We start from the raw sequence: 14342 nt of genomic DNA on the forward strand, positions 1-14342 counted from the left end.
CTGTCTATCCTTCTCGGTACCGCTTGTGACGGCTTGTGAACTCGCGGGCCAGATCGGCCAGCGTGATGGCGGCGAAACGGTTCAGCAGCAGCGCCTCTGCCTCGGCGAAGGTCTCGTCGAGGATGGCGTTCACCGATTGCTCTACCAGGCAGTCCGGCGTCTCTGTCCGGTTGCCGATGGCGAAGACGGCGGGTTCCCCCAGCGCTTCGTGCAGCTGGCGGAGCGTCAGCTTTTCGAGGTCGCAGGAGATCGTCCAGCCCCCGGCATGGCCCTTGGCGGAGGACACGTAGCCGGCCTTGCGCAACAGGCCCATGGTGCGGCGGACCACGACTGGGTTGGTGCGCATGCAGTCGGCCAGAACCTCTGACGTGACCGGGCCGTCCTGTTCGGACATATGAAGCAGGGCATGGAGAACGGAAGAAAGTCGGCTGTCGCGTTTCATGTAACTTTAGATATTACGATTCCGATCAGATGGGAAGCGTCAAATTGCTGGCGGAAAAAAGACCGGCCGGTGTGCCTTGACGGTATCCCGGAATACGCCATTGTTCGCGATAACACCCCGGGACGTAACTTCATGCATGACGCGGCAAAATCGAACTTGCGCGGCGCGGCCTTCGCCTTGGCGGGCTTTGCGCTATTCGCCACCCACGACGTGGTGGTCAAATCGCTCGGCGCGCAGTTCGCGACGTTTCAGATCATCTTTTTCAGTGTGCTGCTGAGCTTCCCGCTGGTGATGCTGATGCTGATGCGGGACACGAACGCGGGCACGCTGATTCCGGTGCATCCGTGGTGGACAGCCTTGAGGACGGCGTCGGCGGTGGTGACTGGGCTGTGCATTTTCTACGCCTTCGCGACGCTGCCGCTGGCCGAGGTTTACGCGATCATCTTCGCGATGCCGCTGCTGATCACGGTGCTGTCGATCCCGATCCTCGGGGAACATGTGGGTCGGCACCGCTGGGCGGCGGTGGCGGTCGGGCTGGTGGGCGTTCTGGTGGTTCTGCGGCCGGGCGCGTCGGAGTTCACGCTTGGGCATATCGCGGCGCTGACCGGGGCCTGTACCGGGTCCCTCGTGTCGATCATCGTGCGCAAGATCGGGCAGGACGAGCGCAACGCGGTGCTGCTTCTGTACCCGATGATGGCGAACTTTCTGGTGATGGCGTCGGTCCTGCCCTTCGTCTACCGGCCGATGGAAGTGCATCACCTGGGACTTGTCGGCCTGATGGCGGTGCTGGCCTTTGTCGCGGGGCTGCTGATGATCCAGGCCTACAAGGCCGGCGACGCCGCCATCGTCGCCCCGATGCAGTATTCGCAGATGGTCTGGGCGGCGATCTACGGGTTCTATTTCTTCGGTGAATCCGTCGACACGATGACCTGGATCGGTGCCGGGATCATCATCGCAAGCGGCCTGTATATCGTGCTGCGCGAGAGCCTTGGCGGGATGTCGCGGGTCACCCCGGTTCTGCGCGCGCGTTCGCGCGTAGAGACCGGCACGACACCGCGAATGTCGGTCCTTCACCGGATCGGCCGGCGCAGCGTTCAGAGCACGCATTGAGGGTATTGCAAAAGGCCGCGCGACTCGGTACTGCACCCGCCACGGTCGGAGTGTAGCTCAGCCTGGTAGAGCACTGTCTTCGGGAGGCAGGGGTCGTGAGTTCGAATCTCGCCACTCCGACCAATTTAATCGCGCGCCTCCGCTTCCAATATTTCCGCCTTCGCACCGGAAGCGCCGAGATACCCTTCGTCGCCCGTCGATGGCCGCTGCTGTTTCCACTTGAAAACAAGGGTGATGGCGCAGTTGCTTCGATTGCCGTTTGGCCACGGTCGTTCCGAAGACGCGTGCGCCATCGGCCAAGGGGACGTCGCGGTGCGTTGCCCAAGGAATCGCCGTATTTTCTAGGACGCGAGGCGTCACGCCCGTCATGTTCGCGCCAGCCGCGAGCATGCGCCACGTCGTTTTGATCGGCCTGCAGCAGGATCCCCGGGGCCGGACAACCCGTTCGCGTAGCATTTCTCAGCAGCGCGCGTGAGATAGCGGCATGCGAGGCAGCCGCGAGGGTTGCCACTTCCCCTTTGTCTTTTTCGCCGCGCAGGATCCTGGCCTTCCGGAAGACGATGCCGCGGTCGGTGCCGATCCATCCATCTTTGGGGGGAATGCCGAGGCGATTGTTCTGCAAGTTGTTCGGCCACGATCTGTAGTGAATGGGTACAGAAAAAGACCGCGACATTGTTAACGGGACCAAGTGTCGCCGTTGCGGTTTCGTCCTACAAACAGCCTAAGTTTGAAAAGGGAGGCATTCGCCTTGCGTCTGGCGACGGAAAGCGTTTCAAGGGTGATCTGTGGCCAGTAGGCAGAAGGGGCGGCAGGAATGCTGGTATCGCATACGAACAAGTTCATCTACCTAAAGACCAGAAAGACTGCCAGCACGACGATCGAGGGCGCACTAGAGCGCTTCTGCGCACCGCCTGGTCATAAGATCGAGCACTATAGACCTTTTCTATCGACGGAATACGGCGTCATCGCCGCGCGCGCTGGTGGTGGAAAGTCTGATGATCTGTTGTGGGCCCATTCATCGGCACAGGCAGTGAAGGACTATCTGGGTGCCGGCACATTCCGCCGCTACGAGAAGATCTATGCGGTGCGGAATCCGTTCGACAAGGTGGTTTCCTGGTTCTGGCATGTCATGCCCAAGCATGTCCGGGAGGGCTTGGAAGACGACTTCGATCAAGCGCAGTGGCTGTTCCGGCGTTGGATCCTGATGCGACCGCAGTTGCCGACAGACCTCCAGTTCTACCGAGTTCGCGCAGGCAAGTTTAAGGCTTTCGTCATTCGCTATGAAACCATGACTGACGACCTCAGCCGCCTGTTCGAATCGTGGGGCGAGACCTTCGATCCGGCCGGCCTGCACGATTGGAAGACCCAGCAGCGCCGCCATAAAGGCATTCCACTTTCCGAGTATTACGACGACGACGCAATCTCCCAGGTTCGAAACCAGTTCAAGAGCGACTTCGAGAGCTTTGGGTATTCGATGGATGTACCGTCGTAGTGGAGGGTCCACAAAGTCACTGAAAGGCGTGCCGGGGTCTGAGTGCCGACGAACCGTGCCGGAATCATTCCCTCAAGACGGGCCAAGTGCGTTAGGGCTGTCTTCGGGAGGCAGGGGCGTGAGTTCGAATCTCGCCAGCCCAACCATTTCACCACTGATTACGGATGATCTGATTGGGGGTTCCGCCTCCGATCCGGGCCCCCCGCATCACAAGCCGTTTGTCTTGAGGGGCCGTCGTCCGGCACTCCGCTAGATCACGGCGGTCTGCTGCACACCGGCGGCATCGAGGAAGATCGCTTCCACCTGATCGGGAATCCCGGCCGCAGGGGTCGTCAGTTGCGCCACGGCGGTTCCGTCGACCTCGAGCGTGCCGCCGACGTTGTCGTAGCCAATGCGGTCTGCCGCGACTTCGCCGGCCAGGAGCTGAACGAGGGTGGTCAGGTCCACCTGGTCGTATTCGGCGGGTGACGCGCTGGGCGAGACATAGTCGCTGATGACATCGGCAGCTGTGAGGTCGGTGAGCGAAAACACGTCGGCCCCGCCGCCGCCTTCCAGTTCATCGGCGCCGGTGCCGCCAATGAGGATATCCGCCTGAGCGGTGCCGATCAGCGTGTCTGCCCCGGCCCCCCCGTCGATCGTGAAGCCGGTTGTTGCGCCGGACAGGTCGACAAGGTCGTCGCCGGCCAGCATCGAGAATCCTTCGACTTCTGCATATGGCCGTGTCGCATCGTAGATCACCGCATCGTCCAATGCCGTCGCGGTGGCGATATCGCTGACGCCAGCCCCGCCGGTGACGTCGGACATCAGTTGCTGACCGCCCGGCGCCGTGCCGATCACGGTCATCTGCATCGTATCTATGTCGAGGCTGGCCGACGTGAGCGTGCTGGCGGCCGGCGTGCCGTCGTCGACGATGTCGTAGGTCAGAGAGGTGACGCCGACATACCCGGCCGGAACGGAAATCTGCACGCTGCTGGCAAGCAGGGTCACAGTCACATCCGGATCGGCCGAGGCCGGGTTCGCGATGGTCATCGTATCGCCCTCGGGATCGCTGGCGTTTGCCAGCAGGTCGGCAAAAGTGATTTCGAAAACCGTCTCGTTGGTTTCGACGGATACCTGCGCGCTGACGGTCGGGGCCTGGTTCAGCGTGATGGCGAAGGGCAGGTCAGTTCCGGTCCCATGGTTCGTCGAGACGCTGATGACACCGTCCAGGGCCTCTGCCGACCCTGCCGGAAATGTCAGCGCGAGGCCGGCGACCATCGCCGCGAATGTCGCCGTGTCGGTGGCGCCCCGGGTTAGCGTCAGAACCGTGCGCGTCGCGTCGAAGGTGCCGTCGGAGGCAGCGGCCGCTGCCGGAACCGCGGAGCCGAACGTTATGACCACTTCCTCGAGCGTCTCGGAAGGCGTTGCCTGCGTGTCGGTCACGAGCGCGCTGATACCGAAATCGACAACGATCGAGGTGCCGGCCTCCGCCACGGCTATCGGCGTCGTGTTGGTCGCGGTCAGATCGAGCTCTCCGTCGATGGATATACTGAAGGTCCCGGTTTCATCGCCGCCTTCGTTGGTCGTGACATTCAGGCTGCCGGTAAGATCGGTGCCGTTCGTCGCGTAATCGGCGGGAAACTGAATTTCGAGCGTATCGAATTCCGCCTGCGTTCCGGTGAATACGAGCGTGCCGGATGTTGCCACCGGCGTGCCGCCGCCCACGGTATAGGTGGTTCCGTCTGGGACGGTATCGATGGTGTATGTGACCGTTTCCACGACTTCGGACCCGTCGGTGTCCGTCACGGAGATGTCGAAATCGGCCGACGGCGAATAGGTGACCGTGGCATCGGTTTCCTGCAGGTCCACGTCGGGCACCAGCACGGTCAGATCGAGATCCTCCGTCGGCGTGATTGCAAGGGGCAGATCCGCGGGCAGAGACCGCTGCTCGTCCACGAAGCTGGACGCGATATCGGCGTCCGAGGATACGGCGAAGACCTCTAGCGACACGTCGCCTCCGAAATCCGCGCCGGGGATGAAGGTCACGGTCCCGTCGGGCACAAAGCTTGTCCCGCCACCGGCGGTCGTGCCGGGAATCGTGACCACGCCGCCGGACGGCACTAGCGCGGTGCCATCCAGATAGATGGCGCCGCTGGACGGCTCGCTGATCTCGAAATAGATCGTCTCGTGGGGGTCCGGGGTCGTCGCTTCGATGGTCAGTTCGTAGGGTGTCGGCTGATCTTCGGTGCCTGTGGTCGGCGCAACGCTGACGGTCACGGTCGGGAGGTCGGCGTCAGGACGGACCTTGATCGCGAAATCCATCGTGGTCGAAGCGGTATCCGAGTTCGAAAGTTCGAGAGTCGTGACGGTGATCTGCAGCGGTATCTCGCTGGGCAGCGTCGCATCGAGCGCATCCGGGGTCCGCGCGTGCTCGTCGGCAAGCTGGAACTGCACCTGCGAAAACGCGCCGCGCGAAATCGTGTAGCTTCCGTCGCCATTATCGATGAAGCCGCTGCCGCTTGGGCCGGTGATATCCAGGTAATCCGGAACGCCGGAAATGACGATGGAAATCGTCTCGGACCCGTCGAGATCGGGCGTGTCGGCACTTACGATATCCGCGAGCGTGAATGCCTGATCCTCGACGATGGTGACCACCGGGATCGTGCCGCTGTTATCGACATAGGCGACACCCGTATCGGGGTCGATAACGGTGTCGTCGAAGGTGATCACCGGCTGGTCGGCCACGGCCTCCACATTCACCACGCGCGTTGCCTGGGCTGTCAGCGTGTCGCCGTTGATGTCCTGCGATGTCGCGGAAACCTCTATCGTGACCGAACCGCTGTAATGCTCGGTCGGGCGCAGAGTGATTCCCGCAATATCCGCGGGCGCCACGGTGTAGACGCCGGACGCGTCCGGAGTCAGAAGGTTGCCGCCCGCGTCGCGCAGGGTGACGCCGGAGGTGCCTCCGCCGGTCACCGTGATCTCGACATCCCCGATCAGTCTTTCGCCGCCGTCGATCTCGCCGATCTGCAGGTCGAGGTCGTAGTCGGTATCCTCGTCGAAGCTGCCGGAGGACCCGATGGTGATATCGGGCCCGTCGACGACCGGGTTGATGACGATCGGGAAGACCTGCGTGCCGGAGTCGGTCTGGACGTTGCAGTTGTAGTTTTTGAGCGTCAACGTGTACTCGATGCCGTCCAGGCCGTCATAGGGATCGTCGGGCCCAAGGGTTTCGGCGGTCGTGAAGGGGTTGTCGGGACTCGACTGATGCTCGGGCGGCGTGAACAGGAGGCTCCCCTCCGTCTGCGTCGGATCGGTCGGATCGACGCCCAGTGCGGCGAAATCCACCAGCCAGGTTCCATTCACGGGGTCGATCAGGACCGCACCGGGCGGATCGCTGGACAGTGTTGCGCCATCCGGCAGATCGAGCGTCAGCGTGAGGTCTCCCACCACGAAATTCGGCAGGTTGGAGAGGTCGGAGATGGTGTTGTAGGTGCCGTCCGGCGTGAGCTGGAGCTTGAAGGCGATGACGGTGTCTTCGTCGCCGCTGCCGACCAGCGAGATCGTCGGCAGGCCGATTTCCTGCTCTGGCGTACAGGGCAGGCCACCACGGGCAGGATCGGGAATGACCACGACCGAGAAATCGGCGGTTGTCACGGACCCTCCCGGCAAACCGTCAAGATATGCAAGGTTGTCTGCCGTCGAGGTGTTGGGCAGCGTTCCAATCGGCTGGTCGTCTTCCAGCACCACGGCGTGGATCTGAAGGTTGTAATAGGTCACTTCGACGACGGCGTCGGGTACGAAACGCAGCGATCCAAGCTGATCCGCGGTGACGATGTAGCTGTCGCCTTCCGTCGGCGACGTGCCGGCGAGGTTCGCGCCGACAAGGGCCGTGTCGGGATCTACCCCGGTGATGAAGTAATAGAGCGTCTCCGATCCGTCGAAATTGCCGGACCCGTCGGTGACTTCTGTCATGTACCCGTCAAGGGACGTGGCGCTTTCGAATAGCGTGGTCGTCAGGTCGGCGCCGTTCTGCAACGCGTCGTCGGTCAGTCGCCAGCGAAGCAGGAAAGGCACATCGTCCACGCCGGCGTAACCGTAGACATGCTCGTATTCCGTGGCCGGGAAGAAGTCGGGGTGGATATCGCCTTGCGCGATCCCGCCGGCGGTCGCGGAGGGGTCGTCTTCCTGCACGATCACAACTGCCGGATCGGCGATGCCCTGGACGTTGACGGTTATGGTGCCGGTAACCACGACATTCTCGGTCGTATCCGTGGTTTCGTAGTACAGCACGCGGACGTCGAACACCGCGTCCTCGTTGCTGTCCTCGCCGGGGAGAACCCAGAGATTCGCGGCCTGATCCGGGGTCAGCAGGACTTCGCCTCCAGCGCTGACGGAAATTTCCGTTCCGCCGGATGCCGGGTCCCCGACAAAGAACCGTGGCAGCCGGCCGAAGGAATCCGCCTGCACGTTCTCCAGCACGACGAAGTCGAGCAGAGCTTCTGGCGAGCCGGGCGAATTCGTGGCGTTGTCGATGATGTTGCCGTCGATGACGACCTGAACCGCGGTGTCTTCCTGGGTCGACACCGTTTCCGACGGATCGCCGCCGTCGACCACGGGATCGATGTTGAGAGGAACGTCTCCGTCCGTGACGCGGGTGCCGCCGCCGTCCGACTCTGTGGTGACCACGTCAATCGCTTCGACGAACGTGCCGGACCAGTGGGTGGGAATGCCGCGAACCTCGATATCCTGCCACTGGTAAACCCCCGCTGCTGTATTCGCTTCCAGGCTCCAGGTGCTGAAGCCGGCCGGGGAATTCAGCTGGGTAATCAATGCCGGCACTTTCGGGCCGGTCGGATCGTTCACGTCGGTGACGTAGATGGTGATCGAGCTGGGCACGTTGCGGAAGACGACTGCCGTCACCTGCTCGGATCCGTCCATATCCGGAAGGAACGGATCGAGCGAGAACGCCCAGATGCCGCCTGCGTCGTCAATGACCTGTTCGTTGCCGTTCGGCGGGCTGACGATCGGGGCGAAGTTGTTGACGGGGTCCGTATCGACGTCAAGCTCGGCCGCAACGGTCTTGTCGTCGGTCGTTGCGGTGTTCGTGTCCGTGGTCTGAAGCGAGATCGTCAGGTCATCGCCGAAGAACGCGCCGGCGGAGGTGAACGGATCCGTATCGGACCTGTCGACGTCATAATCCTCGTAGAGTGTCGGCGTCAGCTGCAGCGCGGCATCGAACGCCAACACGTCGTCCGCCATGGTGATCAGGACTGTGCCGGTCGTGGCATCGTAGGTCGCGCTTTGAATTTTCGCGTATTCGGCGTCGGAAATCGCGGCCGTGCCCGTCGCGTCGAAGAACGCGCCGCGTTCGATGTCGCTTCCGGTGACGTAGGCCGCGATCCAGTCTTCCGGCACATTCTCGATGGTGAAGGACTGCAGCTGCTCTGACCCGTCCAGATCGGGTGTCGACCCGGAAAGGCCGACGAACAGTTCCACCTGGCCGGGCCCGGAGCCATCGGCGGTGCTTTCGAGAAGTGTCAGGATTTCCGCGCCCGAAACGGTTCCATCCTCGACTGTCGGCGCATCGACCCGGATCGCGCTGCCGGTTGCGACCTCGTCCGAGGTCAGAACGAAGACTCCGGCGTCAAGCTGCGCTTCGGCAACGGGACTGATGACGATGGTCTGTTGCGCGCTGCCGCTGATGAAGTTGTCGGAGGTGTCGGTTTCGACGTCGCCTGTTGTCGTCTCGTTCCAGGAAAGGCCCACGTCCACCGTGGTCACGCCGCTGAAGTGTTCAGGATAGGTCACCTGCAGGGCTTCGATGGCGCTGGTGAATTCGGCATTGGTCGTGCCCGCAGTCGGAATGAACGAATAGCTCACGCTGTCCGTGGTGCTGCCTGTCTGCGTGATCTGGATGTATCCGGCGACGCCGGTCGGGACCGAGACCAGCAACTGCGACGTGTCGGAGGGATCGAACCCATCCGACGCCGTGGCAATGGTGAAGGTCGCGGTGGCCGAACTGATGGTCTCTGACCCGTCGGTATCCTGAAGGGACAGGTTGGACAGGTTCAGATCGACGGTGCGCGTGCCCGTCGTGTTTTCGTTCGCGGTCACGCTGTTGATCACCGCGCTGGCATTGTCCACGACGGCATCGACATCGACATCCACCTCGTCTGTCGCGGTCGCGGTGTCGGTTGCGAGCCCGGTCGCGGTATCCTCTGAGGTAACGGTCGCGATCAGGTCTCCGCCAACGATGGTCGCGACATCGCGGTCGTCGTTTTCCAGCGGAGTGACAAGAAGCGTTACCTGGAAGGTAGTTACATCCGGGGCCAGCTGGATCGTCAGCGTCGTTCCGGACATCACCGCACTGTCGATCAAGCCGGTACCCGCGCCGGAAAAGAGCCCCGGATCGACGGTGCCTGCCGGAATCCAGCCGGTCGGAACGTTTTCGATGACGATCTGCGTAAGGCTTTCGGACCCGTCGGTGTCGGGCGTTTGTGCGTCGATCTGCAGGCTGAAGCTGTTGTCTTCCTTAACGACATACTGATCCGCGGATGGCGAGGTAACAGGCGCCGGCGTCGTATCGACGGAAAGTGCGATGGTCGGTTCCGCAACTGGCGTGATGTTCAGCTGGAACGCTTCGGAGGTGCCGGCCGGATCGCCCTCGTCCGTAACCACGGTGACAGTCGCATCGATGACGCCCGAGAAATGCTCGGGGAAGCTTTCGACCGTCAGGTTCTGCAGTTGCGCCAGTGTGACCGTGATCGTCTGGCTCGGGCCGGTGAGGATAACGGGTGTGCCGGTGCCGTCGGAAAGAATGGTCTGCCCGTTCGTGGGAAGTCCGGCGAAGGCGACGGTAATTTCCGTGATCGATTCCGAGCCGTCGATATCGGTCACCGCTGCGCCCAGATCCAGCGGAATGGGGCTGCCGTAATCCTCTATCTCGGTGATGTCGGCTGCGGTGATCTGAACATCCGCCTCGGACGCGACCGTGACCGTAAATGCGCGCGTGGCAATCCCGTCGGTTGCGTCGACATCCGTCTCGCCGTTCAGGATCGCCTCGTCGGTGGTGAATGTCACGGTGCCGGTGATGCCGGTCTCGGATGAGAAATCGTCCGGCAGAAGGATCACGAGGTCGGCGTATTCTGCCGCCGTCAGAACCGGCAAACCACCGACCGGGAAGGTCAGGAACGTCGCGCCGCCATCGATGGAATACTCAGTTCCCGTAGGCAGTGCGTTGAATACGACGACCACTTCGGCCACGGATTCGGAACCATCCGCATCGCTTGCGGCACCCTGGATGGCATCGACGAGCGCAAAGGTCACGGGAACCTGGGTCGTCGCATCCTCGTCCGTGTCGCCTGGTGTGTCGTTTTCGCTTAGCGCGATGATGCCCGTGCCGGACATCGCCAGGTCGCCTTCCGCATCCACGGTGATCGTCAGAGTGCCGAAATCCACCCCGCCCTCATCCGTGGCGCCGCCGACGGTCGCGGTGATTGTCGAGCCCGGACTTTCCGTCGAGAAATCGGCGGGAAGGCGGATTACCAGGGCGGCGTACTGGGCGGGTGTACCGGTCAGGTTCAGATCGGCCGTCGCCGCGGTGAAGGCGATACCATCCAGCGAGTATTCCGTGCCCGCCGGCAGGCCCGTGAACGCGATGCCGATGACCGTCACGCTTTCCGAGCCGTCGATATCCGTCGCCACCGGCAAGATCTGGTCGGAGGGCTTGAACTCCAGCACGGCATCGGTCTCTTGCAGCGCGAGCGTCGCGTCCGGAACGTCGATATCGCCTTCCGGCGTGATCGTTATGGGTCCGACGATCGTTCTTTGCGTTGTCGTCCCTGCCTGCTCCACATCCAGGACCGCCTCGAACACCGGCTGCGGCGCGCTTGCGGGGCTTTCCGTGGAATAGTCCTGCGGGAACACCATCGTCAGGTCCAGAAGCGAGGTCAGATCCGGGGGCGTCCAGGTGAACGTGGTGCCGGTGACGGTGCCGACCTGTGTCCCGTACAGGGTCGCGAAGAAGCCTGTGGGCACGTTGGTGATCTCGACCGAAACGGGTGTCAGGGTCTCGCTTGGATCGCTGTCGTCGATCGTGCCGTAGTCTCCGAGCCGCATCGCAAGGGCGGCGTCGGTTTCCTGATCGAGGATCTCGCCATCGACGATCACGTCCGGCACCGGCTCGACATTGATGACCTGCAACAGGGCCTCGTTGCCTTCCAGAGTGGTAACCTGCGTGGTCGCGAAGATGGTGCCGGCGTAGTCCCCGGGCAGGATGAGGGCGAGATCGTTGATCTCGGCCACGCTGCCGGTCCAGGTGTCGCCGGTGAGCATTCCGGTGTTCACGGCCGCCCCGACCGGAAGATCGGTAAAGGTCACCGAGACCGTGGGGGCGAAAACGGGATCGGTCGGGTCTTCGGTTTCGGAGCCGTCGGCGTCGTCGATCGTCAGCTGGATGTCGAGATCCACGGTGACACCGGGCGGCGGCACGGTGGTGGTGTCGCCGTCATCCTCGACCGCGTCGATGACGGCCGGTCCGGTCAGTTCGATGTCTTCCTCGAAATCGATATCGACGACGCGCACGGCGGTTGCCTGGCCGTCGATTCCGGTGTCCGTCGAAATGTCCGCGTCCTCATCCGTCTGGACCGTCAGCGTGAAAGTCAGCGGAAGCGCCGTCGCACCGGTCAGGTCTGACCGGTTGGCGGTGGAGAAATCTCCGGGCAAGGTGAAGTCCAGTGCCGCGTAGGCGGTCTCGACGTCCCCGACCGTCGCTGCGTCCAGGGTGATGGTCAGCGTCGTCGATCCGTCAGCAGCGGTGGCGAACGAATAGGTGCCAGCGGGCGCGTTCAGTAGAATGTCCGCCGCGTCGGTGCCGCCGGTAAATGTCGGCAGCCCCGCGATCTGCAGGACCAGTTCCTCAAGGCTTTCGGAGCCGTCGGCATCCGTCACCTGTGGCAGCAACAGCTCCACCGGCCGGATCAGGGTTGCGGCATCGGTTTCGTCGGGAACGGTATCCGTCAGGCTGTCATCTATCGTGACGTCGCCTTCGGCGGTGATCTGCAGCGTGACGGGCGTGGTCTGGCCGGTGGGATCCTCGTTCGAGGTCGCGAAGAGCGTGCCGGTGAGGATGCCGGTGCCGTTGGCGAGCGGGCTCTCGGTGGAGTAGTCGGCGGGGAAGACGAGCTGCAGGGCCGCGTATTCGGCGGCGGTGCCGGTGAACTGCAGCGTCCCACCCGCGACAGCGTCGTAGGTGATCGTGCCCGCCGGCACGCCGGTCGCCAGCATGCCCGGCGGCAGGCCGTCGAGCGTGAGGGTGACGGTTTCGAGCACCTCCAGCGGCAGCGACGGATCGAAGTCGCTGACCGAGACCTGCCACGAGGCCGACGGATTGACCGTGACCGCGGCGTCGGTTTCGGCGGTCACCAGCGGATCGATGTCGAAGTCGATGTCGCCGGCCGGATCGATGACGATGGATTGCGACACCGCCCCGGTGACGCCTTCCGGGCTGATCGCGGTGATCGACGAGGTGATGGTACCGGAATAGTCCCCCGGCAGGGTCAGCGTCAGCGCGTTCGCCTGTGCCATGCTGCCGAGCCAGAGGCCGCTGACCGAGCCGTAGACGCCGGTGGAAAAGACGCCGCCGGGCGGAACCCCGGTGAACTGGATCGCGACGAGAGTGCCGTCTTCCGATCCGTCCTGATCCGTGGCTTCGACGAAGATGCCGAGATCCACGACCACGCCGGAGCCATCGCCACCGGCGCTGTCCTCGGTATCCGAGATCAGCGCCGGAGCGGTCACGGTCACGTCCAGTTCGTAGGCGACGTTCACCTCGAACGTTTCCGTGGCGGTGCCGCCCTCGTCGGTGGTCGCGGTCACCGTGCCCACCAGATCCGTCAGCGGGTTCTGGGTGGAGAAATCGGTGGGCAGGCGGATGACGATGCTGTCGTATTCGGCCAGCGTGCCCGAGAAGCTGTAGGTCCCGGCACTGGCGGTGAACGTCGCGCCGTTATCCGTCGACACCAGCGTGCCCGGCGGCAGGCCCGGCATGGTGAAGACGACGTTCACAATGCTTTCCGACCCGTCGATATCGGTCGCCTGAGGCTCAAGCGCATCCGACGGGCGCCAGTCGACCGGCGCGTCCGTCTCGGTCAGATCGATCACGCCGGGGCCGTCGATTGTCACGTCGCCTTCGGCGGTGATCTGCAGCGTGACGGGCGTGGTCTGGCCGACGGGATCCTCGTTCGAGGTGGCGAAGAGCGTGCCGGTGAGGATGCCGGTGCCGTTGGCGAGCGGGCTCTCGGTGGAGTAGTCGGCGGGGAAGACAAGCTGCAGGGCCGCGTATTCGGCGGCGGTGCCGGTGAACTGCAACGTCCCACCCGCGACAGCGTCGTAGGTGATCGTGCCCGCCGGCACGCCGGTCGCCAGCATGCCCGGCGGCAGGCCGTCGAGCGTGAGGGTGACGGTTTCGAGCACCTCCAGCGGCAGCGACGGATCGAAGTCGCTGACCGAGACCTGCCACGAGGCCGACGGATTGACCGTGACCGCGGCGTCGGTTTCGGCGGTCACCAGCGGATCGATGTCGAAGTCGATGTCGCCGGCCGGATCGATGACGATGGATTGCGACACCGCCCCGGTGACGCCTTCCGGGCTGATCGCGGTGATCGACGAGGTGATGGTACCGGAATAGTCCCCCGGCAGGGTCAGCGTCAGCGCGTTCGCCTGTGCCATGCTGCCGAGCCAGAGGCCGCTGACCGAGCCGTAGACGCCGGTGGAAAAGACGCCGCCGGGCGGAACCCCGGTGAACTGGATCGCGACGAGAGTGCCGTCTTCCGATCCGTCCTGATCCGTGGCTTCGACGAAGATGCCGAGATCCACGACCACGCCGGAGCCATCGCCACCGGCGCTGTCCTCGGTATCCGAGATCAGCGCCGGAGCGGTCACGGTCACGTCCAGTTCGTAGGCGACGTTCACCTCGAACGTTTCCGTGGCGGTGCCGCCCTCGTCGGTGGTCGCGGTCACCGTGCCCACCAGATCCGTCAGCGGGTTCTGGGTGGAGAAATCGGTGGGCAGGCGGATGACGATGCTGTCGTATTCGGCCAGCGTGCCCGAGAAGCTGTAGGTCCCGGCACTGGCGGTGAACGTCGCGCCGTTATCCGTCGACACCAGCGTGCCCGGCGGCAGGCCCGGCATGGTGAAGACGACGTTCACAATGCTTTCCGACCCGTCGATATCGGTCGCCTGAGGCTCAAGCGCATCCGACGGGCGCCAGTCGACCGGCGCGTCCGTCTCGGTCAGATCGATCACGCCGGGGCCGTC

Annotated in this window: 4 protein-coding genes and 1 tRNA gene; 3 read left to right on the forward strand and 2 right to left on the reverse strand. The window is 63.5% G+C overall.

Annotated elements, in window-relative coordinates; translation table 11 throughout:
* Nucleotides 1–4: 4 nt before the first annotated feature.
* Nucleotides 5–442 (reverse strand): Rrf2 family transcriptional regulator, encoded by a 438-nt coding sequence (locus HCO70_RS17750; RefSeq protein ID WP_172298641.1) that lies wholly within the window; start codon nucleotides 440–442, stop codon nucleotides 5–7.
* A gap of 132 nt (nucleotides 443–574) precedes the next feature.
* Here HCO70_RS17750 and HCO70_RS17755 point away from each other — a divergent pair, with 132 nt between their 5' ends.
* The 3 genes from HCO70_RS17755 (at nucleotide 575) to HCO70_RS17765 (ending at nucleotide 3044) form a co-directional block, all read left to right on the forward strand.
* On the forward strand, nucleotides 575–1552 hold the full coding sequence (locus HCO70_RS17755; protein WP_172298643.1) for a DMT family transporter: 978 nt from the start codon (nucleotides 575–577) through the stop codon (nucleotides 1550–1552).
* A gap of 46 nt (nucleotides 1553–1598) precedes the next feature.
* Nucleotides 1599–1675, forward strand: a tRNA-Pro gene (locus HCO70_RS17760).
* Nucleotides 1676–2366: 691 nt separating this feature from the next.
* Complete coding sequence (locus tag HCO70_RS17765) at nucleotides 2367–3044, forward strand: sulfotransferase family 2 domain-containing protein (RefSeq protein ID WP_172298645.1); 678 nt, start codon at nucleotides 2367–2369, stop codon at nucleotides 3042–3044.
* 249 nt (nucleotides 3045–3293) lie between these two features.
* On the opposite strand, the gene HCO70_RS17770 is transcribed toward HCO70_RS17765, so the two are convergent.
* On the reverse strand, nucleotides 3294–14330 hold the full coding sequence (locus tag HCO70_RS17770) for a cadherin-like domain-containing protein (protein WP_216665497.1): 11037 nt from the start codon (nucleotides 14328–14330) through the stop codon (nucleotides 3294–3296).
* Nucleotides 14331–14342 lie beyond the last annotated feature (12 nt).

This window comes from Pseudoruegeria sp. HB172150, assembly GCF_013184805.1.
GTDB lineage: Bacteria > Pseudomonadota > Alphaproteobacteria > Rhodobacterales > Rhodobacteraceae > Psychromarinibacter.

Coding starts and splice junctions, on each gene's coding strand:
- HCO70_RS17750 (WP_172298641.1), bottom strand. CDS start 442: ATGAAACGCGACAGCCGACTTTCTTCCGTTCTCCATGCCCTGCTTCAT.
- HCO70_RS17755 (WP_172298643.1), top strand. CDS start 575: ATGCATGACGCGGCAAAATCGAACTTGCGCGGCGCGGCCTTCGCCTTG.
- HCO70_RS17765 (WP_172298645.1), top strand. CDS start 2,367: ATGCTGGTATCGCATACGAACAAGTTCATCTACCTAAAGACCAGAAAG.